Genomic DNA, 25,164 nt, shown 5'->3' with positions numbered 1-25,164 from the left:
TCAATGCACGGCAACAGATTTCGGCATAATTTCCTGACCGCCTTGCTGCTCGCGCCGGCGACGGTATGGCTGGTGGTGTTCCTGGTCCTGCCGTTCATCGCCATCGCCGTGTTCAGCGTCGGCGAGCGGGCGCCCGAGGGCGGCTATCAGGCGGCTTTCACGCTGGCGCAATACGCCAATCTTCCAGCGCGGGCGACCGCGTTCTGGAACACGATGGTGCTGGCGCCGGTGGGCGCGCTTGCCTGTCTGCTCGTTGCCTATCCGGTCGCCTATTATCTTGCCTTGCAGGCGCCGCAGCGCTGGCGGCTGATCCTGCTCGCGCTGGTCGTCATTCCATTCTGGACGAGCCTTTTGATGCGGACCTATGCCTGGATGTACATTCTGGGTGGACGCGGCTTACCGGCGCTGCTCGCCTTTGCAGCCATCGAGGATATCAGGCTGATCAACACGCCGGGCGCCGTCCTGCTCGGCATCGTCTACGGCTATTTGCCGCTGATGATCCTGCCGATCTATGTCAGCCTCGAGCGGCTCGACCGAAGGCTGCTGGAAGCCTCCGCCGATCTCGGCGCGACGCCATTATCGACCTTTCTGGGCGTGACCCTGAAACTGTCACTCCCGGGCGTGATGACCGGCTTCTCGCTGGTCATGATCCTGCTGCTTGGCGAATATTTGATCCCGACGCTGCTTGGCGGCGGCAAGGTGTTCTTCATCGGCAACGCGCTGGTCGATCTGTTCCTGCAGTCGCGCAACTGGCCATTCGGGTCGGCCATCGCGATCACGCTGGTGCTGGTTTCGGTGGTGGTGCTGATTGCCGCCAACCGCATCTCGACCCGGGTCTCGGGAGCCCGCAGGGTGGACCTGATCTGATGCGCGCCTTCGTCATTGCCGTCTTCGCCTTCCTCTATTTGCCGATCGTGCTGGTCGTGCTGTTCTCCTTCAATGCCGGCCATCATGCCAGCGAGTTCACCGGCTTCTCCGTGCAATGGTATGGCAAGGCGCTGTCCAACCCGTTCCTGGTCGAGGCGCTGAAGAACAGCCTGTTCATTGCCAGCACCAGCGCCCTGCTCGCGGCGGTGTTCGGCACCGCGGCAGCCCTCGGCCTGGCCCGTGTCGGTGCCAGAACCCGCGCCGTCTTCGACGGATTGCTCGGCGCGGCGATCGTCGTTCCCGGCGTCGTCATCGGCATCTCGACGCTGGTCGCGCTTGTCCAGCTGTTCGCGGTCGTCAATCCGTTCCTCGCCTCAGTCTGGCCCGGTGACCAGCCGCCGCGCCTGTCGCTCGGCTACGGCTCGATCATCGCCGCGCATGGCCTGTTCTCGATGGCGCTGGTTACGATGATCGTCGGCACGCGGCTGGGCAGCCTCGACCGCAATCTGGTCGAAGCCTCGAGCGACCTCTACGCCACGCCGCTGACGACGTTCCGCTCGATCGTCCTGCCGCAGATCATGCCGGCGGTGGTCGCCGGTTTCCTGCTCGCCTTCACCTTCTCCTTCGACGATTTCATCGTCGCCTTCTTCGTCGCCGGCGCGCAGACGACGCTGCCGATCTATGTCTTCGCCTCCATCCGGCGCGGCGTGACGCCGGAGATCAACGCCATCGCGACCATCGTGCTCGTCGCTTCCGTCCTGCTCGTGGTGCTTGCCCAATGGCAGCTGCGCCAGCGCAAGCCATCAAACTGAAAGCCGCTCCATGATCCTCAAAGACCGCATTGCCGTGGTGACCGGCGCCGGCTCCGGCATCGGACGTGCCGGCGCCATGATCATGGGCAGGGAAGGCGCTATGGTCGTCATCGCCGACAGGGATGCGGCCAATGGCGAGGCAACGGCCTCAGGCATTCGGGCAATGGGTGGCCGGGCCGAGGCCATCGCCACCGATGTCGGCGAGGACGCGGCTGTTGAGCAACTCATAACCGGCACGCTAGAAAAGCATGGGCGCATCGACATCCTGCACAATCATGCCGGCATCCAGGTCGGCGGCACGCTGACCGAGGTCGAGACCGACGGCATGGATGCCTCCTGGCGGGTCAATGTGCGGGCGCAATTCCTGGCGGCCCGGATCGTCATGCCGTCGATGGTCGCGCAAGGGGGAGGCGTCATCCTCAACACGGCTTCGAATTCGGGCGTCTTCTACGACCGCGAGATGATCGCCTATGCGACCTCGAAACATGCCGTGGTGGCGATGACCAGGCAGATGTCGCTCGACTATGCCCGGCACAATGTGCGCGTCAACGCGCTCTGCCCGGGCTGGGTCGATACGCCCTTCAACGAGCCATTCATCGCCCAGATGGGCGGACGCGAGGCGATCGAAACGTATGTCCGCACCAAAATCCCGATGGGGCGCTGGGCGAGCGCCGAGGAGATCGCCGAGGCGATCCTGTTTCTCGTCTCGGACCGATCGTCCTTCATGACCGGCCAGGCGCTGGTGATCGACGGCGGCGAAAGCATCGGCTGAGACCTCTGCTTTTACCTATCGACCTACCTGTTTCAGCCCCTTTTTTTTCTGCGGTTTCGCGTGGCGCCGGACGGCACAAGACCAAGGTCTGGCTGGCATGGGACTTCAGTGCTATTGCAAGTCAAAGGCAGTGAATTCCGTTGCTTTTCAGTAATTTACGTTTCCGGCGTAGCGCCCGCTCTCGGATTGCGACCGCATTTGTTTAAAGTTTACCGGGTACAATTAGCGATTTCTCATACGCAGATGGTTCAGCGGTGGGCGAGAACGCGATTCCCGAGGAGATTACCATGACAAACCGGAAAACTCTGTTCGCGGCGCTGGCCGCATTGGCGCTTCTGGCGTCTCCGGCGCTCGCCGGCAATGGGCATGGCAACGGCGGCGGCAATGCTGGAGGCAATGGCGGCGGCAACGGCAATTCCGGGGGCAACGGCAACAGCGGCACCCACGGGAATGGTGGCGGCAACAGCGGCGCTTCGCACGGCAAGTCGTCATCGGCACCGGGACGGGCAGCCAAGACGGAAACGGACATCACGGCCAGCACCACGGTCGATACAGAAGTCTCGTCCGTACCGAAGGACAAGAACATCCACGCCAAACTCGGCCGGCTGAACTCGCTGCAGCGCAACATCAACGCCTATATGAACTCCAAGAGCAAGAAGTTCGGTGCCATTCAGGCATTCGTGACACAATCGGCGAAAGCCAAGAATGCGCAGGCCGCGGCTGCGGCGGCCGCCACCACGGCTGCCGCCGCCCAGGCCCAGCTGGATGCGCTGAATTCGCAGCTGAGCGCACTGACGTCGCTGTCGCAGGCCGAGATCGACGCCATGACACCCGAACAGCAGGCGGCCCTGCCTGGGCAGATATCGGCCTTGCAGGCCGATGTCACAGCTCAGCAGGCTGTGGTCGCCGCCGATAATGCGGCTGCCGACGAAGCCGCGGCCGCGGCAACCGCGGCAGCGGTCGGCACCGATGACGCATCGCTCGACGCGGCGCTGACGGACATGGCCAACAAGCCTGTCGACGCCGAGGTCACAGCCTGGGCCCAAGGCGTCCTTGCCGGCAAGATCGACCAGACGGCGGCCAAGCTTCAAGCGGGAACGACGCCGTAGCGGATCGTCACTGAAACGGCGGTAGCCAGTCAAAGAAGATGCCGCTGGGCTTCGCCCGGCGGCATTGTTTTCCTGCTCGCGCGCGCTGGTCGAAGCGATCGAGGCACAAGGGCACAACAGGCGCGTGGTATTGCCGCGCGCCATTCTTCATACGTGTTTGCGGCCGCCGGTCTCGCGGAACCAGCTGTCGGGATAGGGATACCACCAGTCCTGGATGGCCGCCCTGTGGTCGATGATGACCATCTTGGAACGGCGGAAGGCATCGAGGCCCTGACGGCCGAGTTCGCGGCCGAGGCCGGAAGCCTTCCAGCCGCCGAAGGGCAGGGCGTCATTGTCGATCAAGGGGTTGTTGACCCAAACCATGCCGGCCTCGAGCCGTTCGGCCGCCTCATGCGCTTCGGCGAGATCCGTGGTGAACACCGAAGCGCCAAGCCCGAACGGGCTGTCATTGGCGAGCCGGATAGCCTCGTCGAAATCCTTCACCCGGCAGATCGCGGCGACCGGGCCGAAACACTCTTCGCGCACGATCGCCATATCCGGCGTGACGCCGGTCAGGATGGTCGGTTCGTAGAACCAGCCGGTATTGTGCGCCGGCGGAATGCGGCCGCCGGTGACGGCCTTGGCGCCGTTGCGAACAGCATCGTCGACCAGCCGCATGACCTTCGCCCGGGCCGCCTCGCTGACCAGCGGGCCGATCTCGGTCTTGTCCATGCCGTTGCCGATGCGCAGCGCGCGCGTCTTTTCGGCAAACAATTCGAGGAAGCGGTCATGCACGGCATCGACGACGAAGAAACGCTCCGCCGAGGTGCAGACCTGGCCGGTGAGATGGAAGGCGGCGGTGACGCTGCCGGCGGCTGCCACCTCAAGCGGTGCGTGTCGGCTGATGATCAGCGGATCGCTGCCGCCGGCCTCGATGACGCAGGGCTTCATGCGTTCGGCGCAAGCCACCGCAACCGCCTTGCCGGCGGCGACCGAGCCGGTGAAGGCAACCGCGTGCGTGCGGTCAGACGCAATCAACGCCTGCGCGGTGGCCGCTCCGCCGGGCAGGCAGGAGACCAAGCCTTCCGGCAGCGCGCGGAAGACGGTCATGTATTCCAGCGTCGATAGCGTCGTCGCTTCCGCGGGCTTGATGATGCAGGCATTGCCGGCGGCAAGCGAGGCGGCCACGGTCCAGCACATCAGCAGGATCGGAAAATTGTAGGGCATGATGTGGACGGAGACGCCATAGGGCTCATAGCGCGCGTACTGGAACGAGCCGGCCTGCGTCGTGCCGGCAATCTTGCCGGCATCGTCGCGCGCCATCTCGGCATAGTAGCGGAAAATCGGCGCGCAATTGGCGATCTCGCCAATGGCTTCGGGATAGGGCTTGCCCATTTCGCGCACCATCAGTTCGGCGCAGCGCGTGAAATCCGCCGCCTCGATGGCGTTGGCGACGGCGTGCAGATGCTTTGCCCGGCTCTTGGCGTCGAGCTTTTCCCAGGCAAGCTGCGCCTTGGTCGCGGCGGTGAGCACGGCGTCGATCTCGCCGTCGCTGGCCGAAGCGACGGCGCCGACGGTTTCCAGCGTCGCCGGATCAACCACCGGTTTGATCGTACCGGTCATCGGCCGGTAGTCCGGATTGATGAAGAAAGTCGGCCGGTCGGGTGAAAAATGCATGGTCGCTCCCCTGTGGTCAGAGCCTTCTTGAGAATTCGTCCTGCCGAGTCAGGTGGCGTCGGCTGGCCGGCAGGGTAGAATTATCGGGAAGGCTCAGCGGATCATGTAGACCTTCTTGATGGTCTCATGGACCGTGCAGACGCCTTTCCAGTCCTGTGGGAAGAAGGCCGCCGTGTCCGGCTCGATCTCGATGACCTCACCGGACTCGTGCACATAGGTGCAGCGGCCTTCGAGGAAGTGGCAGAACTCGTCGCGGGTAACGTGGCAGTGCCACTTGCCTGGCGTGCAGACCCAGAGGCCGCATTCGGAACGGCCTTCCGGCCCCTTGTGGAGCAGCTTGCCCGACGTGTGGGATTGCCCCTCGATCATTGTCGGGATGATGCCCCAGTCGACGAGGTCCGTGACGGCAAGCGGCGATTGCATGATCGGCGTGGTCATATCGAATTCCCTGGTAAAGTGCTCACCGGCACATGAAGGCCTTGGTCAGCGTTTGCGTGATGATGGAGATGCCGGTCCAGCCGGCGGGAAAGAAGACGAGCGTGCCGGCTCCAACCGGGATGTCTTCGCCGTCGTCCCCGACATAGCTGCCGTGTCCCGAAAGGAAATAGCAGAACTCGTCGGCGGCAAAGCTGACCTTGCGGGTGCCCGGCGTGCAAGACCACAGGCCGCACTCGCTCGATCCGTCCGGATTTTTCGAGAGGATCTTGCCTGAGGCCCGCGGCGCGCCGGCGAGCGTATTGGCGCCCGCGCCCCAATCCTCCAGCTCCACGGTCGAGGCCTCAGGCCAATGCGGTGTCGACATATCTTGCTCCTATGCGGCTGATAGTTGCTTGAGCATGATCTCGGACAAAGGAGAACTGTTTGTCCGAGAGGACCGGTTTCCACTTTTCGGGATCATGCTCTCAGGCCAGCATGTAGACGTTGCGCATGGTCTCATGCACGGTGCATTCGCCCGTCCAGCCGGCGGAGAACATGACCACGCTTCCAGATGACACTTCTATCACCTCGCCGACATCCGACCGGTAGGTCGCGCGGCCGGAAACGAAGTGGCACAGTTCGTCGCGCGGGATCGAGAGCCGCCAGCGGCCTGGCGTGCAGACCCAGATGCCGGATTCCGGCTGATTGTTCGGCCCTTTGTGCACGAGCTTGCCGGTGGAGTGGGAGACGCCCGACAGGGCGTCGGGCTGGACGCCCCAGTCGACGAGGTCGGTGCGGGTCGAGGCCTGGTGGAGGTGCGGTGCGGAGGAAGTCATGAGCGGGCTCCATAGTTATGACGCCCAACTTCGATTCGTTGACGCTCTACGAGGCCCCCCTCTGTCCTGCCGGACACCTCCCCCTCAAGGAGGGAGATTGGCAGCTTAGCGGCCGGTTCTCCCTTGGCGATCTTGGTGATTGGCGAAAGTCGGGACGCTATCCGATCTCCACCCTTGAGGGGGAGATGTCCGGCAGGACAGAGGGGGGCGCCTGGGCTCGGCATTGCAATTCCATTCACAGCAGCCTCTCCAGCAAACCCGCAGCCTTCTCCGGCCCGTTGTGCGCCTGCATCTGTGCCGATGTCTTCGCCAGCTTCGCCTTTATTTTCGGATCGGTCAGGCAGGCTTCGATCTTCGCGATCAACTCTGCATCGGTCCAATCATAGCGCGGCATGCCGAAGCCGTGGCCGGTTTCCTCGACGCGGGTGGCGTTGTCGTGGCCGTCCCAGACATAGGGCATGATGATGGCGGGCTTGCCGAAATAGAGGCACTCGGTGAACGAGTTGTTGCCGCCATGGTGGATGACGACATCGACCTGCGGGATGACCGAAGGCTGCGGGAACCAGCCGTCGACGATGACGTTGCCGGGCATGTCGGTGTACAGGTCCTTGTAGCCGCCGACATTGACCAGGGCGCGATAGGGGGTCTTGCCCAGTGTCGCGATGATACGCTTCAAAAGGTCGACATCGCCGGCCCCCAGGCTGCCGAAGGAGACGTAGAGCAGCGGGCCGTCACTGTTCTTAGCGAAGGTCGGGACGGTGTAGGGCTTTTCCTGCCGCACGCAGCCTTCGAGGTACTGGAATTTCGCCGGATCGAGCGGATGGCGGCGCTTGAACTTTGCCGCCTCGGGATAGAGCAGCAGGTTCAGATAGGGCGAAGCCTCGAAGAACTGGCCGATCGGATAGGGCGCCTCGTTGTTGGCGGTGAGGAACGCGTTGAAGTCATCATGGATCGGCTTGATCACCGCATTGAAATGGTCGCGGTAGCGTTGGTGCCCGGCGTGGTCGTTCTCGCCGCAACCGGAAAGATGCGGCGGGATGCCTTCGTCCTCGATCTCGTTTTCCGAGCAGGAGATGACGCGCACCCAGGGCTTGCCGTATTGCTTGATCGCCGGGAACAGGATGACGTTGTCGACGCAGATCACATCAGGCTTGATGGCGGTGAGCACGCGCGGCAGATCCTTCTGGGCCCACTTGGCGCTGTCGACGATCGCCGTCCAGCAATCCTTGACGTAATTGTCGACCTGGTCGTAGGGCGATTTGCGGAAGTTCGGGATGTGGCCGTTGATGAAGTCCTCCCAGAACTTGGCCATCTGCTCGGGCGGCATCGGTTCGGAAAGGTTCACCGGATGCGCCTCGAAGCCATAGCCCTTGTAGACATCAACGAAGCCCGGGTCGGACAGGAACACCGCTTTGTGTCCGCGCATTTCCACTGCTTGCGCGATGCCGACGGAATTGAGCGCCGGGCCGTAGGCGGCTTCGGGGAAAAACGCGATCGTCTTCTGCGCCATCAGGCTACTCCTCCAATCATTCCGCGAAAATCCTGACATCGGCGGCGTCCCAGCCGAGTTCGACCTGGTCGCCCGATGCGACCGGCCGCCGGTCGGCGGCGTCGGCGGTGACACGCACCAGGAACGGCTTCGGCGACAGCGGCGTTCGGACATGCAGCTGCAGGTCGAGCCCCTGATAGGCCAGCGCCTCGACCATTCCGGTGGTGCGATTGGCGGTTTGCGCCTGCGGGAACAGCCGCACGCGTTCAGGCCGCACCGACGCCACGGCAGCCGCTCCGGACGAAAGCGCGGCGGGAACCTTGCCGGCGATGCGCGCGCCATTCACGGCCACGACGCCATCGGCTGACGCCTTGCCCGGAACAAAGTTCATCACTCCGATGAAGTCGGCGACAAAACGGTCGGCCGGCTGTTCGTAGACTGCGTGCGGCGTGTCGCATTGCAAGAGCTTGCCATCCCTGAGCACCGCCATGCGGTCGGCCATGACAAGCGATTCCTCCTGGTCATGAGTGACGATGACGAAGGTGATGCCGACCTCGTGCTGCAGGCGTTTCAGTTCCAGCTGCATGGCGCCGCGCAGCTTCTTGTCGAGCGCGCCGAGCGGCTCGTCGAGCAGCAGCAGGCGCGGGCGCTTGACCAGCGCCCGGGCGAGCGCCACGCGCTGCTTCTGGCCTCCAGACAATTGCTCCGGCTTGCGATCGGCGAAAGGGACGAGCTCGGTGGTCGCCAGGATGGCATCGACGCGCGAGCGGATTTCCGTAGCCGGCAAACGCTCCATCTCCAACCCATAAGAGACATTGGCCCGCACGCTCATATGCGGGAACAGCGCGTAGGACTGGAACATCAAATTGACCGGTCGCCTGTTGGGCGGCGTCGTGGCGATGTCCTTGCCGTCGAGCAGGATCCGCCCGTCGCTCGGCGTTTCGAAACCGGCCAGCATGCGCAAGAGCGTGGTCTTGCCGCAGCCCGAGGGACCGAGCAGCGCGAAGAACTCGTTCTCGCGGATATCCAGCGAGATGCCGTCGACGGCGGTGACCCGGCCGAAATTCTTCGACACGTGATCGATGGCCAGCAGCGTGCGCGGTTCGCTCATTGGCCAATGATCCCACGGTTGAGCCGCTGCGACAGGGTCAGCGCGGTGACGGAGACAGCCATGACGATGGTCGCCAGGGCGTTGATCTCCGGTGTGATTCCGAAGCGGATCATGGCGTAGATCTGCATCGGCAGCGTGGTCGAGGCGCGGCCGGCGCCCGCGGTGAAGAAGGCGATGATGAACTCGTCGACCGAGAGCGTGAAGGCAAGCAGCGCGCCGGCAATCACCGCCGGCAGGATCACCGGCAGTGTCACCCGCCGGAAGGTGGTGATGGCCGAGGCACCGAGGTCGGTGGAAGCCTCGACGATCGACCAGTCGAAGCTTTTCAATCGGGCACGCACCACCGAACAGACGAAGGCGAGATTGAACACGACATGGGCGAGGATGATGGTGTGCAGGCCCATGGTGAGGTTGAGCATCGAAAAGAACGACAGCAGCGCGATCGCCAGCACGATGTCGGGAATAATCATCGGCGCGAAGATCAGCGCCTCAAGCCCCTTGCCATATTGCCGGCGCATCTCGATGCCGATCGCCAGCAAGGTGCCGAGCAAGGTCGCGATGGCTGTGGAGACCAGTGCCACGATCAGCGTGTTGAGCGCTGCCGAGAGGATGGCGGAATTGCCGGCCAGCGAGACGTACCATTTCAAGGAAAAGCCGGACCATGCCGTCGGCAACCCGCCTTCGTTGAAGGACAGCGTCACCAGCACGGCGATCGGGATGTAGAGGAAGGCGAAGACGAGGGCGAGCACGAACCAGAGCGTGCGCCGCGTGGCAGGGGAGCGCTCAGCCATTGGCGTCGCTCCTGACTTCGGCGGCACTGCCAGAGGCGCGATTGGCGACCAACGCCTGCGCCATCAGCACCAAGAGCATGATGGCGATCAGCGCCATCGCCAAGGCCGCACCGAACGGCCAGTCATTGGCGGTCAGGAACTGGTCATAGACAAGGTTGCCGATCATCTGGAAACGGCCGCCGCCGAGCAGCGCCGGGGTGACGAAATTGCCGATCGACAGCACGAAGACGAAGACGGCGCCGGCGGCGATGCCGGGCACGGTCAGCGGCAGGATGACGCGGCGAAACGTCGTCATGGCGGACGCGCCGAGATCGCGCGAGGCTTCGGCCAGTTCCGGGTTGAGCCGCGACAGCGGCGCGTAGCAGGCGAGGATGACGAAGGGCAGATAGTTGTAGACCAGGCCGGCGATGACGGCGCCTTCGGTATAAAGCATCGAGGGCGGCTCACCGGTATAGCCGAACCAGCCCAGGAGCTGGGTGACAAGCCCTTCGCGATTGAGCAGCACGATCCAGGCGTAGGTGCGGATCAGGTAGTTCGACCAGAACGGCAGCACGGCGAAGAACAGGAACACCGGCTGCCAGCGGCGTGGGGCCGCCGCGATGGCATAGGCAGCGGCATAGCCGATCACCACCGCGACCAGCGTGGCGGTGCCGGCTATACGTGCCGAGTTGAGGAAGATGCCGGCATAGAGCGGGTCGAAGACCAGCCCGAAATTCTCCAGCGTGAAGGTGTACTCGATGCCGCCATAGATGCCGCGCCGGAAGAAGGCGAGCGCCAGCACCAGCGCGCACGGCACCACCATCAGCGCGGTCAGCCAGACCAGCGCCGGGGCCATCAGCAAGGAGGAGCGAAGTCGGGGCTGTGACAATCTTTAAGGCACCGTTCAGGGCCGGCGACGGAAGCGCCGTCGGCCGTGATCTCTGGTTTGGGGCCGCTTACTGCGCGGCCTTGATCTCGCTGACGATCTTGGAATAGTCGCGCTGGGCCTCGCCGACGTCGCGCAGTTGTTCGAATTTGACGAGGTCGGCCACCGGCATCGCCATGTTGGGGAATTTTGCCAGGAAGTCGGCCGGCAGGCTTTCCATGGCCGGTTTGTTCGGCACCTTGTAGTCGATGTTCTGGGCCGCCCAGGCGTGGTTCTTGGCGTCGAGCATGAAGTTGATGAACTGGAAGGCGGCGTCCTTATGCTCGGAGGCCTTCATCACCACCATCGTGTCGACCCAGAGGTCCGACCCTTCCTTCGGGATGACGTATTTGATCTCGGGCTTATCGGCGATGCCGTAATTGCACCAGCCGTCCCAGGCCTGCACCATCAGCGCTTCGCCCGAGACCAGCTTCGAATAGAATGTGGTGTCATCATAGGCGAGCAGGGTTTTCTTGGCCGAGATCAAGAGGTCCTTGACCTCGGCCATCTTGGCCGGGTCGGTCTCGTTGACGGAGAAACCCTTGTCTAGCTGGCCGGCGGCAAGCAGCCAGCGATCGGTCGCCAGCATGGTGGTCTTGCCCTTGAGCTCAGCGGACGGCGCCAGCAGGTCGCTCCAGCTCGTAGGGGCCGTCTTGACCAGGTCGGAGCGGTAGCAGAGGCCGGTCGTGCCCCAGGTATAAGGCACGGAGAAAATGTTGCCGACATCGTGCGGCAGCTTGGTCGCTTCCGGATAGAGGTTGGCGAGGTTGGGGATCCTGGCGTGGTCCATCGGCTCGGTCAGGCCGAGCTTGTTCAGCACCTCGGCGAAGGGCGAGGAGACGAAGACCACGTCGTAGCCCTTGCCGCCGGCGGCAATCAGCTTGCCCATGATCTCTTCATTGGTGGCGTGCACCACGACTTCGCCGGAGACGCCCGTCGCCGTCTTGAAAGACGCCATGGCGTCGGGCGCCATGTATCCGTCCCAGTTGGAAATGACGAGGTCGGCGGCCATCGCCTGCGCGGACAGCGCCATGGCAAACCCCAGGGCGATCGAAGGCATTCTCAGCGCATGGCGCCGCAGGCTGGTTGCAGTCATGGCGGACTCCCATTCCGGTTGGTTCGTCGAATTCATGCCGGACCCGCGACATGCGCCGCTGCATCGGTCCTGTTCCCTCGGTCTTTTTGTCGCCGATTGCGTGGACAGTACTATTGCAGAAAAAAGTACGTCAATCCATAATTTGCCAACAGGCCGAGGAATCTGGCCGATTGCGCTGCAAAGGCCGATCGGTCAAACCAGTGCTGTCACGTCCGTTCACGAGCCCAGCCATGCAAACCGCAGCCCGACGACCTCGCACCAACCATCTCGATCTGGCCCAGCGTATCCTGGATGTGGCGCGGCAGCGCGGCTTCGCGCCAGGCGCGCGCCTGCCCGAGCAGCAGATCGCCTCGCTCTGCAATGTTTCACGCACCCCGGTGCGGGCGGCGCTCAGCCTGCTCACGGAACAGGGTGTCGTGCGCTGGGAGGCCGACACCGGTTATGTCCTGGCGATCGACCTCGCCGCGCAGCCGACGATGTCAGCCGAATTGCCCGCCGCCGAGGAAGACGAGCTTGCCGAAGCCATCCTGCGTGACCGGTCGGCGCGGCGCCTGGACCAGACAGTGACCGTCGCCGGGCTGATGCGACGCTACAGTGCCGAACGGAAGACGGTACTAAAATCTCTGAACAGACTGACGGAAGAAAACTTTCTCGACCGTGCGCCGGGGCAATCCTGGCTGTTCCGCCGCGCGCCGGACGATCCGGGGGTGCAAGGCGAAAGCTACGAGTTCCGGCTTTTGCTGGAGCCGGCGGCGATCCTGATGCCGGGCTTCAGGCTGGACGGCGCGCGCGCCGCGATGTTGCGCCAGGGCATGGAGGCGCTTTCGGCGCTGCCCGACGCCGCCTTCGACACACGCGAATTCCAGCGGCTCGACATCGATTTCCACGGCATGATCGCCGAGGGCTGCGCCAACCGCTTCGTCGCCGACGCGCTGGCCGATCACCTCAGGCTGCGGCGGCTGCCGGGCATCTATGCCGGCGTCAACGTCTTCCGGCTGAAGCAATCGCTGCGCGAGCACCTGAACATACTCGACCATCTCGAAAGCCGGCAGTATGAGGTGGCTGCCGATCTGCTTCGCATCCACCTGCGGCTCTCCCGCAGCCAGCGACCGCAAGCTGCCAGCCGCGGCGCCCCGGCACTGTTCGGCATGATCAGCCGGCCGGAATGAAGAGGATTAATTGACGCGTAAGGCGAGCCCGACCATCGCGCTGTTTCCCGAAGCCAGTTTCGGGGCGGCGTTGAATTGCGTCGGCATCGCGCAGGCGCTACGCGCGAAGGGCGCGCGGCCGGTGTTCATTTGCCATGCCGGGTTTTCCGGTGTCTTTGCCGACTACGGTTTCCAGGAATACCAGCTACCGACCGAGGAGCCGCTGAGCGACAGCGAGCGCCAGAGCTACTGGCAGGCCTTCGTGCGCCGGCACCTGCCGCATTTCAGGCTGAGCCCGATCGACCAGCTCGAAACCTACGTCGCGCCGACCTGGCAGGCGATCGTCGACACGGCGGTCAATGCCGAGGCGCCGCTGCGCCAATTGCTGGCGCGGCTGAAGCCCGACGCCGTGGTGCTCGACAACGTCATCATGTTCCCGGCGATAGCCGCAGCCGGCTGCCCATGGGTGCGCGTCGTTTCCTGCGCCGAGACGGAGCTGCCCGACGCCGAAGTGCCGCCCTATCTGTCCGGGCTTGCCGCCGATGACCCGCAACGCGGGGCCTTCGAGGCCCGCTATCTCCAGGCCTCGGCTCCGGCGCATGACCGCTTCAACCGTTTTCGCGCGGATTGCGGCGTGGCGCCGCTGCCCAAGGGCCTTTTTCTGGAAACCTCGCCCGATCTCAATCTGCTCCTGACGCCTTCGATCGTGCGCCGCGAACGCGCCGAGCCGCTCGACCCCGAGCGCTTCGTCTATCTCGAAGGCTGCGTGCGTTCGGAGGGGCCCTTCGAGGTGCCGGTTTTCCCGCGCAATGGCGGGCCGCTGGTCTATGTCAGCTTCGGCAGTCTCGGCGCCATGGATGTCGGCCTGATCGAGCGCATGCTTGCCGTCTTCGACCGGCTGCCGGCGCGCTTCATCGTCAATGTCGGCGGCCTGCGTGACGCCTATCGGGCGGTGCCCGACAATGTCTATCTCGACGCCTGGTTTCCGCAGCCTTCCGTGGTGGCGAAGTCGGACCTGTTCATCCACCACGGCGGCAACAACAGCTTTTGCGAGGCGCTGCGTTTCGGCGTGCCGTCGCTGATCATGCCCTATTGCTGGGACGGACACGACAATGCGCAACGCGCCGGAGAGACCGGCGTCGGCGACCATATCGGCCGTGACGGCTGGACCGAAGGAGGATTGGAGAGAGTCATTCTCGGCCTGCTGGCCGATGACGCCATGCGCGCCCGCCTCAGGAACAATGCAGCCGAGATGGCGCTGAAACCCGGAACGGACGTGGCCGCGCAAGCCATACTCTCCCTGATACGGACATGAACGAAATGCTCGATAAGAACACGAATACCGCAATCAACGACCCCAAGGCCTGGCTCACGCAGCACGGCATCAACGAGGTCGAGTGCCTGGTGCCGGACATGAATGGCGTGCTGCGCGGCAAGGCGCTGCCGACGGCCAAATTCCTCAAGGCGCTGGAAGACCGCGCGCTCTATTTGCCGAGCAGCGCCTTCCTGGTCAGCATCGATGGCCGCTATTCCGGCTCTATCGACGAGGGTTTTGCCTATTCGGACCCCGACATGCGCATGGTGCCCGATGTCTCGACGCTGTGCCTGGCGCCGGGCGCTGGCGCTGGCAAGGCCTATGTCTTTGCCGACGCCTTCCACATGGACGGCAGGCCGTGGATGGCCTCGCCACGCCATGTGCTGCGCGCCGTGCTCGATCTCTACCGCAAGCGCGGCTGGCGCGCGGTGGTGGCGCCGGAGCTCGAATTCTACCTCACCGCGCGCAATCCCGATCCGGACAGACCGCTGACCGCCCCGCTCGGCGCCAATGGCCGCGCCGAGGGCGTGCAGCATCCCTATGACATGGCGGCGCTCGAGGAGTTCGAGCCGGTGATCCGGCGTATCTATGATTATTCAGCGGCGGCCGGCCTGCCGCTCGACACGCTGATTCATGAATCGGGCACGGCGCAGCTGGAAATCAACCTGCTGCATGGCGACGCGCTGCCGCTGGCCGACCAGGTGCTTTTGTTCAAGCGGTTTACGCGCCAGGCCGCGCAGCAATGCGGCATGCATGCGACCTTCATGGCCAAGCCGATCGCGGCCCAGGCCGGCAGTTCGATGCACCTCCACATGTCCGTCGTCGACGAGGCCGGCAACGCGCTTTTCGCCAGCGCTGACGATGCCGACACCACGATGTTCGGCCACTTCATCGGCGGTCTGCAGAAATACATTCCCGAAATCATGCCACTGTTCGCGCCCAACGTGAACTCGTTCCGCCGCATCCGGCCCAACCACAGCGCGCCGGCCAACATCGAGTGGTCGCATGACAACCGGTCCTGCGGGCTGCGCGTGCCGGCGGGAGGGCGCGCCGCAAGGCGGGTGGAGAACCGGTTGCCGGGCGCTGATTGCAATCCCTATCTGGCGATCGCCGGCTCGCTGCTTGCCGGCTATCTCGGCGTCGAGCAGAAGCTGGCGCGCTCGGCCGAAGCCTCGGGCAACGCCTACAAGATCAGGAGCACGCTGCCGAAGACCATGGAGGAAGCGCTCGACCGCTTCACCGCCTGCGACCCGGTGCGTGAATTGCTCGGCGAGGACTTCTTCCAGACCTATCTGCGCGTCAAGAGTGTCGAGCTCGACCTGTTCCAGAGCGTGGTGACGAGCTGGGAGCGCGACCACCTCTTGCTGAAGGTGTGACCGTGGCATCTTCAACGGGTTTCAATTCCGGTCTCGATATCGGCAAATCCTACTACGTCGCCACCGCCAATCCGGCACCGGACCATCCGGCGCTCGCCGGCGATGTCGATGCGGACCTAGTCGTCGTCGGTGGCGGCTGCACCGGGCTGTCGGCCGCCCTTCACGCCGCCGAGCGCGGCCTGAAGGTGGTGCTGCTCGAAGGCGGCAGGATCGGTTGGGGTGCGTCGGGGCGCAATGGCGGCCAGATGATCCCCGGCCTGCGCAAGGGCGCCAAGGGTCTGGTCAAGCTCTATGGGCCTGAGCGGGCCAAGGTGCTGTTCGACCTTGCCTTCGAGGCGCGCGGACTGGTGCTCGACATCATCGAGCGCAACGCCATCGATTGCGATCTCAGGCTGACCGGCCATCTGGTCGGCGCGGTCAATGGCTCCGACCTCAGGGATCTGGAAGAGGAGGCCAAGTGCCTCGAGAGCGTGATGAAATTCCGCGATGTCGAGATACTCTCGGCGGCGGAGGCGCGGGCCAAGGTCGACACGCCTTATCATGGCGCCATGTACGAGCCGCTCGGCGGCCACATGCATCCCTTGAACTACACGCTCGGGCTTGCCCGCGCGGCCGTCGCGGCCGGCGTCACCATCCACGAGAATTCAGTGGCCGTGAAGCTGGAGCGGGAGCCGTCGATCCGGGTTTCGACGGCAAAGGGATCGGTCCGTGCCAGACATGTCGTGCTGGCGGGCGATGCGCTGCTCAACGGGCTGGAGCCGCGCGTCAACAGCCGCATCATGCCGGTCGGCAACTACATCGTCGCCACCGAGCCGCTGGAGGGCGCTCGCAACGTCATCCCCGCCAATGTCGCGGTGTCCGACACACGCTTCGTCGTCAACTATTACCGCATGTCGGCGGATGGACGCCTGCTGTTCGGCGGCGGCGAGCGCTATACGCCGTCACCGCCGGCCGACATTGCCGGCTTCGTGCGACCGCACATGGAAAGCACCTTCCCGCAGTTGAAGGGATGCCGCATCGACCACGCCTGGGGCGGACTGGTGTCGGTGACAACGTCGCGGCTGCCGCATGTCGGGCACTATGGCGAGGTCTATTTCGCGCATGGCTATTCCGGCAAAGGCGTCATCCTGTCTACGCTGTCGGGCAAGCTGCTCGCCGAAGCGATCACCGGCGATGCGTCGCGGCTCGACCTGTTCTCGACGCTGACACCAATGCCGTTCCCAGGTGGGACGGCCTTGCGCGGGCCGCTCTATGTGCTGGGAATGCTGTGGTACGCGATGCGGGATAGGCTCAAGCATTGAGGGGCGCTTATTTAGAAGCTGGCGGGCCGGCGCCCCCCTCTGTCCTGCCGGACATCTCCCCCTCAAGGGGGGAGATTGGCAGTTTTGACTTCAGCGCCTCTTCTTCGGCGGTGAAAATTGGCGAGGCGATCGCGACATCCGATCTCCCCCTTGAGGGGGAGATGCCCGGCAGGGCAGAGGGGGGCGCTGACCCGCCGACTTTGGAAGTTCAACAAGGCCCCTTAGACCACAAAGAAATCCTGCTAGAAAATATCACCTACGGTACTTTTGTTCGCGATGCGAACTTTGTTGAATCCTGAGGGCCGCTGTGATGGTCAAGTTCCTGCCGCTAAAACAAGCCGTGGCCGAGAACCTCAGCAATGGCGACACGGTTGCCTTCGAAGGCTTCACCCATCTGATCCCGACAGCCGCCGCGCATGAGGCGATCCGCCAGGGCTTTCGCGACCTGACGCTGATTCGCATGACGCCCGACCTGATCTACGACCAGATGATCGGCATGGGCATGGCGAAAAAAATCGTCTTCTCCTATGTCGGCAACCCCGGCGTCGGCCTGCTGCGGCGCGCCCGCGATGCGATCGAGAACGGTTTCCCCCGGTCGATCGAGATCGAGGAACACAGCCATGCCGGCATGGCCAACGCCTATGAAGCGGGTGCCGCCGGCCTGCCCTGTGCCGTGTTTCGCGGCTATCGCGGTGCGGGGCTGGCTGACGTCAATCCCAACATCAGGTCGGTCACCTGTCCGTTCACCGGCGAGGTGCTGGCGGCGGTGCCTTCGATCCGGCCCGACGTCACCTTCATCCATGCGCAGAAGGCCGACAGGAAAGGCAATGTGCTGGTCGAGGGCATCATCGGCATCCAGAAGGAAGCCGTGCTGGCGGCGAGGCGCGCTGTGGTGACGGTCGAGGAAGTCGTCGACAATTTCGACGACCTGCACCCCAATTTGACCGTGCTGCCGCGCTGGACGATTTCGGCGATCTCGGTCGTGCCCGGCGGCTCGCATCCGTCCTATGCGCACGGCTACTACGTCAGGGACAATACCGCCTATCTCGAATGGGACGAGATTGCCGCCGACCGCGAAAAGTTCCAGGCGTGGATGCAGGCGAACGTCATCGAAAGAACCGCCGACGATTTCGCGGCCCGCGTCGAACATCTGAGGAAATCGGCATGAGCGAGGTTGCCTTTACCCCCAACGAGATGATGACGATCGCCGCCAGCCGGGCGTTGAAGAACGACGATGTCTGTTTCGTCGGCATCGGCGCGCCGTCGGCCGCCTGCAACGTCGCGCGGCTGACGCATGCGCCTGATATAACGCTGATCTATGAGAGCGGCACGATCGGCACCGCGCCCGACGTGTTGCCGCTTTCGATCGGCGACGGCGAATTGTGCGAAACCGCCGTCACCACCGTCGCGGTGCCGGAGATGTTCCGCTACTGGCTGCAGGGCGGCCGCATTTCCATAGGTTTCCTCGGTGCCGCTCAGCTCGACAAATTCGGCAACATCAACACCACCGTCATCGGCGACTATTTCCATCCCAAGACGCGTCTGCCCGGCGGCGGCGGCGCACCGGAGATCGCGACATCGTCGAAGGAGATCTACATAACCATGGCGCAGACCAAGCGCGGCATGGTCGAAAAGATCGACTTCTTCACCTCCTTCGGCCATGGCGAGGGTGGCGACCACCGCAAGCGGCTCGGCATCGACACAGCTGGCCCGACATTGCTCATCACCGATCTCGCCATCTGGAAGCCGGATCCGGTGACCAAGGAATTCACGGTCGTTTCGCTGCATCCCGGTGTCACCCGCAAGCAGGTGCAGGAGAGCTGTGGCTGGGTGGTTAAGTTCGCCGAGGCGCTTGACGAAACACCGGCGCCAAGCGAACTCGAACTCAAGACATTGCGCGACCTGCAGGCCCGCACCAAGGCGGCGCATGAAGGAACCGGAAAAGGGAAGGCTGCCTGACATGGCCGAGGCCTATATCTGCGACTACATTCGCACGCCGATCGGTCGCTTCGGCGGTTCGCTATCTTCGGTACGGACCGACGACCTCGCCGCAATCCCGCTGAAGGCTTTGCTTGAGCGCAATCCCGGCATCGACTGGCAGGCGGTCAATGACGTCGTCTATGGCTGCGCTAACCAGGCCGGCGAGGACAACCGCAACGTCGCGCGCATGGCGCTACTGCTGGCCGGCCTGCCCAAGGAAGTCCCCGGCTCGACCGTCAATCGGCTGTGCGGCTCGGGCATGGATGCGCTGACCATCGCCGCGCGTGCCATCAAGGCCGGCGAAGCGGAGCTGATGATCGCGGGCGGGGTGGAATCGATGAGCCGTGCGCCTTTCGTCATGCCCAAGGCCGACACCGCGTTTTCGCGCAATGCCGAGATTTACGACACCACCATCGGCTGGCGCTTCGTCAATCCGCTGATGAAGAAGCAGTATGGCGTGGATTCCATGCCGGAAACGGGCGAGAACGTGGCGGAAGACTTCGCTGTTTCCCGCGCGGACCAGGATGCCTTTGCCGTGCGCAGCCAGGACAAGGCGGTCGCGGCCCAAGCCAATGGCCGGCTGTCGAAGGAGATCACCCCGGTGACGATCCCGCAGCGCAAGGGCGATCCGGTCGTGGCCTCGAAGGATGAACATCCCCGCGCCGGCACCACGGCCGAGACCCTGGCCAAATTGCCGACGCCGTTCCGGCAAGGCGGCACGGTGACGGCGGGCAATGCCTCCGGCGTCAATGACGGCGCGGCGGCACTGATCGTTGCCTCGGAAGCGGCTGTCAGGAAATACGGGCTGACGCCGATCGCCCGTATCCTTGGTGGGGCCGCCGCCGGGGTCGCGCCGCGCATCATGGGCATCGGCCCGGCGCCGGCGACGCAGAAGCTGTGCGCGCGACTTGGCCTGACGCCAAGACAGTTCGATGTCATCGAACTCAACGAAGCCTTCGCCTCGCAAGGCATCGCCGTGCTGCGCGAGCTCGGCATCGCCGAGGATGCGCCGCACGTCAACCCGAATGGCGGCGCCATCGCACTTGGCCATCCCCTGGGCATGTCAGGCGCCCGCATTTCGGGGACGGCGGCACTGGAGCTTCGGGAGCGCGACGGCCGCTATGCGCTGGCCACCATGTGCATCGGCGTCGGCCAAGGCATTGCCGTCGCGCTCGAACGGGCCTGATCGTCGGTTCTCGGCTCGACAAGACCATGGTCAGATTCGGCGCTCCGCCAAATTTGACCATGTGGACAAAAGTGCTGACCCGTTCCATAGTTCCCCGTCTGATTTTTGGAACAGCCGGCTCGACACGGCTGTCGAACAGAGGGGCACTTCAATGGAAAACCGGAAGAACAAATCCCAATCGACGCGTGAAGGACTTTCGCGGCGCAACGTGCTGGAGCTGGGCGCTCTTGGCCTGGCGGCGGCGATGCTGCCCAGTGCGGCCTTCGCGGCGGGCAAAAAACTGAAGGTGGCGGCGATCTTCGCCACGCCGATCGAGGAGCCTTGGGACAACCAGATCCACGTCGCGCTGCAGAAGGCCGAGAAGGAACTCGGTATCGAATACAAATGGTCCGAGAAGGTGCAGACCGCCGACTTCAGCCGCGTCATGCGCGAATATGCGCAAGGCGGCTACCAGCTGGTGCTGGGCGATGCCTTCGCCGCCGAGCGTGAATCGCGCCGCACCGCCAAGCAGTTCCCCAAGACTGCCTGGCTGTTCGGCTCGGGTGCCGGGCCGGCCGAACCCAATTTCGGCGTGTTCGACAACTGGATCCATGAGCCGGCTTATCTCTCAGGCATGATCGCCGGCAAGATGTCGAAGTCGGGCACGGTCGGCGCGGTGGCGGCGATGGGCATCCCGGAAGTGAACCGGCTGGTCAACGCCTTCTTCGCCGGGGCCAAGGAGGTCAATCCGAACGTCAAGAAGAAGGTCGCCTTCATCGGCTCCTTCTTCGACCCGCCGAAGGCCAAGGAGGCCGCGGTGGCGCAGATCGATGCCGGCGTCGACGTCATCTATGCAGAACGCTTCGGCGTCATCGAGGCGGCGGTGGAGAAGAAGATCTTCGCCATTTCCAACATGTCCGACCAGTCGAGCCTCGGTCCCGACACGGTCATCACCGGCCCGGTCTGGGACATGTACCCGACGGTCGAGCAAGCGATCAAGCTGGTCAAGGCCGGCGTCTACACGGCGCAGGATTACGGCGATTTCTCGCGCATGGCCAAGGGCGGCTCGTATCTGGCGCCCTTGCACAAGTTCGACAAGACCTTGCCCGCCGAGGTCAAGGATCTGGTCGAGAAGAAGAAGGCCGAGATCCTGGAAGGCAATTTCCGGGTGGATGTGGACGAGAACACGCCGGTTTCGGATTGAGGGTTGGTTGCGAGGGGCCGGTGCGTGGCGCCCCCTCTGTCCTGCCGGACGCTGGTCACTCCTCAACCTCTCTAGGGGGAGATCGGCGGTTTCTCCGGCAGTGCTTGTTCTTAGAGGTTGGAGATTGGCGAAAGCCGAAATGACATCCGATCTCCCCCCTTGAGGGGGAGATGGGCGGCAGGCCAGAGGGGGGTGCAGCGCATCCCTCTCAATCAAAGCTGCCATGGTAAAGCCAATCCTCTCAGGAGCGCCCTTGTCCGCCCCCCTCATCGAAATGCGCGGCATCACCAAGACCTTCGGCGCCCTCAAGGCGAACGAGGCCGTGGATCTCAGCGTGGCGCCGGGCGAAATCCTCGGTCTGCTCGGCGAGAACGGCGCCGGCAAGACGACATTGATGAACGTGCTGTTCGGCGCTTACGCGCCGGATGCCGGCGAGATCCTGATCCAGGGCCGGCCGGTACGGATCACGAGCTCGGCCGATGCGCTGGCCGCCGGCATCGGCATGGTGCACCAGCATTTCCATCTGGCGCCACGGCTGACGGTGCTGGAAAACCTGCTCATCGGTATTCCGGGCAAGTCGGGGCGGATCGATCGCGCCGGCGGGCTGGCCCGGCTTGCTGAAATCAGCAGCCAGCACGGGCTGACGCTTGATCCCGATCTGCCGGTCTCGGCGCTGTCGGTCGGCGAGCAGCAGCGGCTGGAAATCGTCAAGGCGCTGTTTCGCGGCGCCAGGCTCTTGATCCTCGACGAACCGACGGCGGTGCTGGCGCCGAGCGAGGTCGACGGTTTGTTTTCGGCGTTGCGGTCGATGGCGGCGCAAGGGCTCGGCATCATCTTCATCTCGCACAAGCTCAACGAGGTGCGGGCACTGACGCATCGCTGCACCGTACTGCGGCATGGCCGCGTCGCCGGCCGTGTCGACGATCCGGCCAACACGACGTCGGCCGAAATGGCGCAATTGATGTGCGGCCATGAGATCGTGCCGCCGGCGAGGGGGCCGTCGACGCCCGGCGCCGGTGTGCTGACGCTCGATGGCATTTCAACCTCGCGGCATTCCGGCACGGCGCTGCGCGATGTGTCGCTTGCGGTTCGTGCCGGCGAAATCCTCGGCATTGCCGGCGTCTCCGGCAATGGCCAGCGGGCGCTGGCGGAGGTCATCTCCGGTGTGCGCGCGCCCGATGCCGGCCGGATGACCATCGCCGGCCAGACCGTATCGCGGTTCTCGCCGCGCGAGGTGCAGGCGCTGGGCCTTGGCCGCATCCCGGAGGACCGCATGACGACGGGGCTGGTCACCAATCTGCCGCTCGCCGATTCCATGGTGCTGCCGCGCATCGGCACATCGGCCTTCTCCGCCAGGGGGCTGCTCAAGGCGGATGCGATCCGCGCTTTCGCCGAAGAACAGATCAAGGCCTATGATATCAGATGTCCCGGGCCGATGACGCGCGCCGGTGCGCTGTCCGGCGGCAATCTGCAGAAGGCGCTGCTGGCGCGCGAGCTTGCCTTCGACCCAAAGGTGCTGATCGTGTCGCAGCCGACGCGTGGCCTCGACATTGGCGCCGCCCGTTTCATCCACGAAAAATTCCTCGACATGCGCGCCAAGGGGTGCGGCATCATCGTCATCGGCGAGGATCTGGAAGAACTGCTGGTGCTCTGCGACCGCATCGCGGTGATGTATGAGGGCCGCATCGCCGGCACGCTGGACAGCGCCGACGCGACCGTCGCGCGGCTCGGCCTGCTGATGACCGGCGCGGAGGGGCACAGCTGATGTTCCGCCTCGAAGTCCGCACCTCGACACCCGCCTGGTTCAACCTCGCCCTACCGCTGCTGGCGATCGCCGCCACGCTCATCCTGTGCAGCGGGCTGATCGCGCTGGCCGGCGCGGGTGTCCTCGAATCCTACGGGGTTATGTTCACGGCTTCGCTCGGCGACAGCTATGCCATCACCGAAACACTAGTGCGGGCCGCACCGATGATCTTCACCGGGCTGGCGGTGGCTGTCGCCTTCCGTGCCAAATTCTGGAACATCGGCGCCGAGGGGCAATTGCTTGCCGGCGCGGTGGCGAGCTGTTTTGTTGGCGCCATCCCCATGCCGGGGCCGCTCGCCATGCTGCTGATGGCGCTGGCGGGTGCGGCCGCAGGCGCCGCGGTCGCGCTGGTGCCGGCGACGCTGCGCGTAAAATTCAAGGTCGATGATGTGGTGAGCTCCTTGTTGCTCAACTCGGTCATCTACTACGCCTTGATGGCGTTGATCGAAGGGCCGTGGAAGGATAGCTTCAGCGGCTACCCGATTTCGCCGCCGATCGAGGATTCGGCGAACTTTCCGGTGTTGATCGAAGGCACGCGACTGCATCTCGGTGTCGTCGCGGCGCTGGTCGCGGCCCCATTGATCTGGTTCCTGATCGTGCGCACGACGCTCGGCTTCCGGATCAGGGTTACCGGCGAAAACCCGGAAGCGGCCAGATATGGCGGCATCCATGTCGAGCGAGTGCTGATCTCGACGGCGCTGCTGTCGGGCGCGCTGGCTGGTCTTGCCGGCGTCGGCGAGGTCGGCGGCGTGCACTTCCAGGTGATGAGCGACATCTCGCCGGGCTACGGCTATTCCGGCATCGTCGTCGCCATGCTGGCGCGGCTCAACCCGCTCGGCGTCGTGCCTGCGGCGATCTTCCTGGCCGCCGTGATGACCGGCGCCGAGGCGATGTCGCGGGCGACCGGCGTGCCGGCCTTCCTCAGCGACGTCATCCAGGGCACGGCGCTGCTCGCCATGCTGGTGGCGCTGCTGTTCACCGCCTATCGCATCCGCCGCGTTGGAGCCATCGGATGAGCGCGGTGTTCGAACAGATTTTTCAGGTCGGCTTTCTCGCCGCCATCATCCGCATCGCCACGCCGCTGGCCTTTGCCACGCTCGGCGAAATGTTCTCCGAACGGGCCGGCGTGCTCAATCTCGGCATCGAAGGCATCATGCTGCTCTGCGCGATGACCGGCTTCACCGCCACCAGCCTCAGTGGCAGCCTGTGGCTCGGCGTGCTGGTGGCGGTGCTGACCGGCATGCTGATGGGCGCGCTGCATGCGCTGTTCACGGTGGCGCTCGGCCTCAGCCAGCATGTCTGCGGCATCGGCGTCACGCTGTTCTCGTCGGGCCTTGCCTATTTCCTCTACCGGCTGATCTTCGGCCAGCAATCGGTGCCGCCGAGCATCAAGGGTTTTCAGACGCTGCCGATCCCGGTCCTCTCAGATATTCCAGTGCTGGGACCTGCGGTGTTCAACCAGTTCGCGCTGGTCTACATGGCGATCATTGCCATCCCGCTCGCCGCCTTCGTGCTCTACCGCACGCCCTGGGGCCTGTCGGTGCGCATGGTCGGTGAAAACCCGCGCGCCGCCGATTCGGCCGGCGTCAGCGTCATTGCCACGCGTTTCCAGGCCGTCATTCTCGGCGGCGCCCTGATGGGGCTAGCCGGCGCCTTCCTGTCGATGGCGCAATTCAATGCGTTCACCTTCGGCGTGGTGTCCGGGCGCGGCTGGGTGGCGATCGCGCTGGTCGTGTTCGGCCGCTGGGACCCGTGGCGCTCAGCCGGGGCCGCGCTGCTGTTCGCCTTCGTCGATGCCTTGCAACTCCGCATGCAGGCGAGCGGTTTGGGGCATATCCCCTACGAGGCGTTCCTGATGCTGCCGTTCATCTTTACCATAGTCGCCATGGCGGTCATGTCGCGCAACGCGGTGGCACCCTCGGCACTGCTGAAGCCGTTTCGGCGGGAAGAGCGGTAAGCGAATAGGACTTGGCATCCTTTCCTCTCCCCCGATCGACGGGGTAGAGGAAGG

General features: G+C 64.4%; 25 protein-coding genes. 16 read left to right on the top strand and 9 right to left on the bottom strand.

Going from position 1 to position 25,164, the window contains the following annotated elements:
* Positions 1–3: 3 nt before the first annotated feature.
* The 4 genes from O7A70_RS22805 (at position 4) to O7A70_RS22790 (ending at position 3,560) form a co-directional block, all read left to right on the top strand.
* Positions 4–867, top strand: coding sequence for an ABC transporter permease (locus O7A70_RS22805; RefSeq protein WP_337142446.1), 864 nt, complete (start codon positions 4–6; stop codon positions 865–867).
* Complete coding sequence (locus O7A70_RS22800; protein WP_015315090.1) at positions 867–1,679, top strand: ABC transporter permease; 813 nt, start codon at positions 867–869, stop codon at positions 1,677–1,679. The genes O7A70_RS22805 and O7A70_RS22800 overlap by 1 nt, the downstream gene beginning before the upstream one ends.
* Before the next feature lie 10 nt (positions 1,680–1,689).
* Entirely contained in the window at positions 1,690–2,451 is a 762-nt protein-coding gene (locus tag O7A70_RS22795; protein WP_337142445.1) for an SDR family NAD(P)-dependent oxidoreductase, read from the top strand.
* Between the two features lie 287 nt (positions 2,452–2,738).
* Positions 2,739–3,560 (top strand): hypothetical protein, encoded by an 822-nt coding sequence (locus tag O7A70_RS22790; protein ID WP_337142444.1) that lies wholly within the window; start codon positions 2,739–2,741, stop codon positions 3,558–3,560.
* 147 nt (positions 3,561–3,707) lie between these two features.
* Here O7A70_RS22790 and O7A70_RS22785 read toward each other — a convergent pair whose 3' ends face one another.
* The 9 genes from O7A70_RS22785 to O7A70_RS22745 all read right to left on the bottom strand — a co-directional run bounded on the left by O7A70_RS22785 (position 3,708) and on the right by O7A70_RS22745 (position 11,860).
* Entirely contained in the window at positions 3,708–5,216 is a 1,509-nt protein-coding gene (locus O7A70_RS22785; RefSeq protein ID WP_337142443.1) for an aldehyde dehydrogenase family protein, read from the bottom strand.
* A 93-nt stretch (positions 5,217–5,309) separates the two neighbouring features.
* Positions 5,310–5,654 carry a cupin domain-containing protein gene (locus O7A70_RS22780; protein ID WP_095774732.1) on the bottom strand — a complete coding sequence of 115 codons (345 nt, stop codon included), beginning with the start codon at positions 5,652–5,654 and terminating at the stop codon, positions 5,310–5,312.
* Positions 5,655–5,676: 22 nt separating this feature from the next.
* The gene (locus O7A70_RS22775; RefSeq protein ID WP_337142442.1) at positions 5,677–6,018 is read right to left on the bottom strand and encodes a cupin domain-containing protein; all 342 of its coding nucleotides are present in this window, start codon (positions 6,016–6,018) and stop codon (positions 5,677–5,679) included.
* Between the two features lie 100 nt (positions 6,019–6,118).
* Entirely contained in the window at positions 6,119–6,469 is a 351-nt protein-coding gene (locus O7A70_RS22770) for a cupin domain-containing protein (RefSeq protein ID WP_337142441.1), read from the bottom strand.
* A 235-nt stretch (positions 6,470–6,704) separates the two neighbouring features.
* A complete protein-coding gene (locus tag O7A70_RS22765; protein WP_337142440.1) occupies positions 6,705–7,979 on the bottom strand; it encodes a glycosyltransferase in 1,275 nt (424 codons plus the stop codon).
* A gap of 16 nt (positions 7,980–7,995) precedes the next feature.
* Complete coding sequence (locus O7A70_RS22760) at positions 7,996–9,069, bottom strand: ABC transporter ATP-binding protein (protein ID WP_337142439.1); 1,074 nt, start codon at positions 9,067–9,069, stop codon at positions 7,996–7,998.
* Positions 9,066–9,860, bottom strand: a complete 795-nt coding sequence (locus O7A70_RS22755; protein ID WP_337142438.1) for an ABC transporter permease — start codon at positions 9,858–9,860, stop codon at positions 9,066–9,068. The genes O7A70_RS22760 and O7A70_RS22755 overlap by 4 nt, the downstream gene beginning before the upstream one ends.
* Positions 9,853–10,695, bottom strand: a complete 843-nt coding sequence (locus O7A70_RS22750; protein ID WP_337142500.1) for an ABC transporter permease — start codon at positions 10,693–10,695, stop codon at positions 9,853–9,855. Before O7A70_RS22750 ends, O7A70_RS22755 begins: the two co-directional genes overlap by 8 nt.
* A 100-nt stretch (positions 10,696–10,795) precedes the next feature.
* A complete protein-coding gene (locus O7A70_RS22745) occupies positions 10,796–11,860 on the bottom strand; it encodes a polyamine ABC transporter substrate-binding protein (RefSeq protein WP_337142437.1) in 1,065 nt (354 codons plus the stop codon).
* A gap of 230 nt (positions 11,861–12,090) precedes the next feature.
* On the opposite strand from O7A70_RS22745, the gene O7A70_RS22740 reads away from it, so the two are divergent.
* From O7A70_RS22740 to O7A70_RS22685, 12 genes are all read left to right on the top strand, one after another.
* Positions 12,091–13,029 carry a GntR family transcriptional regulator gene (locus tag O7A70_RS22740; RefSeq protein WP_337142436.1) on the top strand — a complete coding sequence of 313 codons (939 nt, stop codon included), beginning with the start codon at positions 12,091–12,093 and terminating at the stop codon, positions 13,027–13,029.
* Positions 13,030–13,039: 10 nt separating this feature from the next.
* Positions 13,040–14,323, top strand: coding sequence for a glycosyltransferase (locus O7A70_RS22735; RefSeq protein ID WP_337142435.1), 1,284 nt, complete (start codon positions 13,040–13,042; stop codon positions 14,321–14,323).
* A gap of 5 nt (positions 14,324–14,328) precedes the next feature.
* The gene (locus O7A70_RS22730; RefSeq protein WP_337142499.1) at positions 14,329–15,699 is read left to right on the top strand and encodes a glutamine synthetase family protein; all 1,371 of its coding nucleotides are present in this window, start codon (positions 14,329–14,331) and stop codon (positions 15,697–15,699) included.
* A gap of 2 nt (positions 15,700–15,701) precedes the next feature.
* A complete protein-coding gene (locus O7A70_RS22725) occupies positions 15,702–17,000 on the top strand; it encodes an NAD(P)/FAD-dependent oxidoreductase (protein WP_027144566.1) in 1,299 nt (432 codons plus the stop codon).
* Complete coding sequence (locus O7A70_RS22720; RefSeq protein WP_337142434.1) at positions 16,997–17,299, top strand: hypothetical protein; 303 nt, start codon at positions 16,997–16,999, stop codon at positions 17,297–17,299. Before O7A70_RS22725 ends, O7A70_RS22720 begins: the two co-directional genes overlap by 4 nt.
* Positions 17,300–17,310: 11 nt before the next feature.
* Entirely contained in the window at positions 17,311–18,168 is an 858-nt protein-coding gene (locus O7A70_RS22715) for a CoA transferase subunit A (RefSeq protein ID WP_337142433.1), read from the top strand.
* Complete coding sequence (locus tag O7A70_RS22710) at positions 18,165–18,959, top strand: CoA-transferase subunit beta (protein WP_337142432.1); 795 nt, start codon at positions 18,165–18,167, stop codon at positions 18,957–18,959. The genes O7A70_RS22715 and O7A70_RS22710 overlap by 4 nt, the downstream gene beginning before the upstream one ends.
* 1 nt (position 18,960) lies before the next feature.
* A complete protein-coding gene (gene pcaF / locus O7A70_RS22705; RefSeq protein WP_337142498.1) occupies positions 18,961–20,166 on the top strand; it encodes a 3-oxoadipyl-CoA thiolase in 1,206 nt (401 codons plus the stop codon).
* A 151-nt stretch (positions 20,167–20,317) separates the two neighbouring features.
* Positions 20,318–21,349 (top strand): BMP family protein, encoded by a 1,032-nt coding sequence (locus O7A70_RS22700; RefSeq protein ID WP_337142431.1) that lies wholly within the window; start codon positions 20,318–20,320, stop codon positions 21,347–21,349.
* Between the two features lie 253 nt (positions 21,350–21,602).
* Positions 21,603–23,114, top strand: coding sequence for an ABC transporter ATP-binding protein (locus tag O7A70_RS22695; protein ID WP_337142430.1), 1,512 nt, complete (start codon positions 21,603–21,605; stop codon positions 23,112–23,114).
* Entirely contained in the window at positions 23,114–24,169 is a 1,056-nt protein-coding gene (locus O7A70_RS22690) for an ABC transporter permease (protein ID WP_027144560.1), read from the top strand. Before O7A70_RS22695 ends, O7A70_RS22690 begins: the two co-directional genes overlap by 1 nt.
* A complete protein-coding gene (locus O7A70_RS22685; protein WP_027144559.1) occupies positions 24,166–25,110 on the top strand; it encodes an ABC transporter permease in 945 nt (314 codons plus the stop codon). Before O7A70_RS22690 ends, O7A70_RS22685 begins: the two co-directional genes overlap by 4 nt.
* Positions 25,111–25,164 lie beyond the last annotated feature (54 nt).

The organism is Mesorhizobium sp. Cs1299R1N1 (assembly GCF_037179655.1).
GTDB lineage: Bacteria > Pseudomonadota > Alphaproteobacteria > Rhizobiales > Rhizobiaceae > Mesorhizobium > Mesorhizobium salmacidum.
This window is presented reverse-complemented; position numbering and strand designations above follow the sequence as displayed.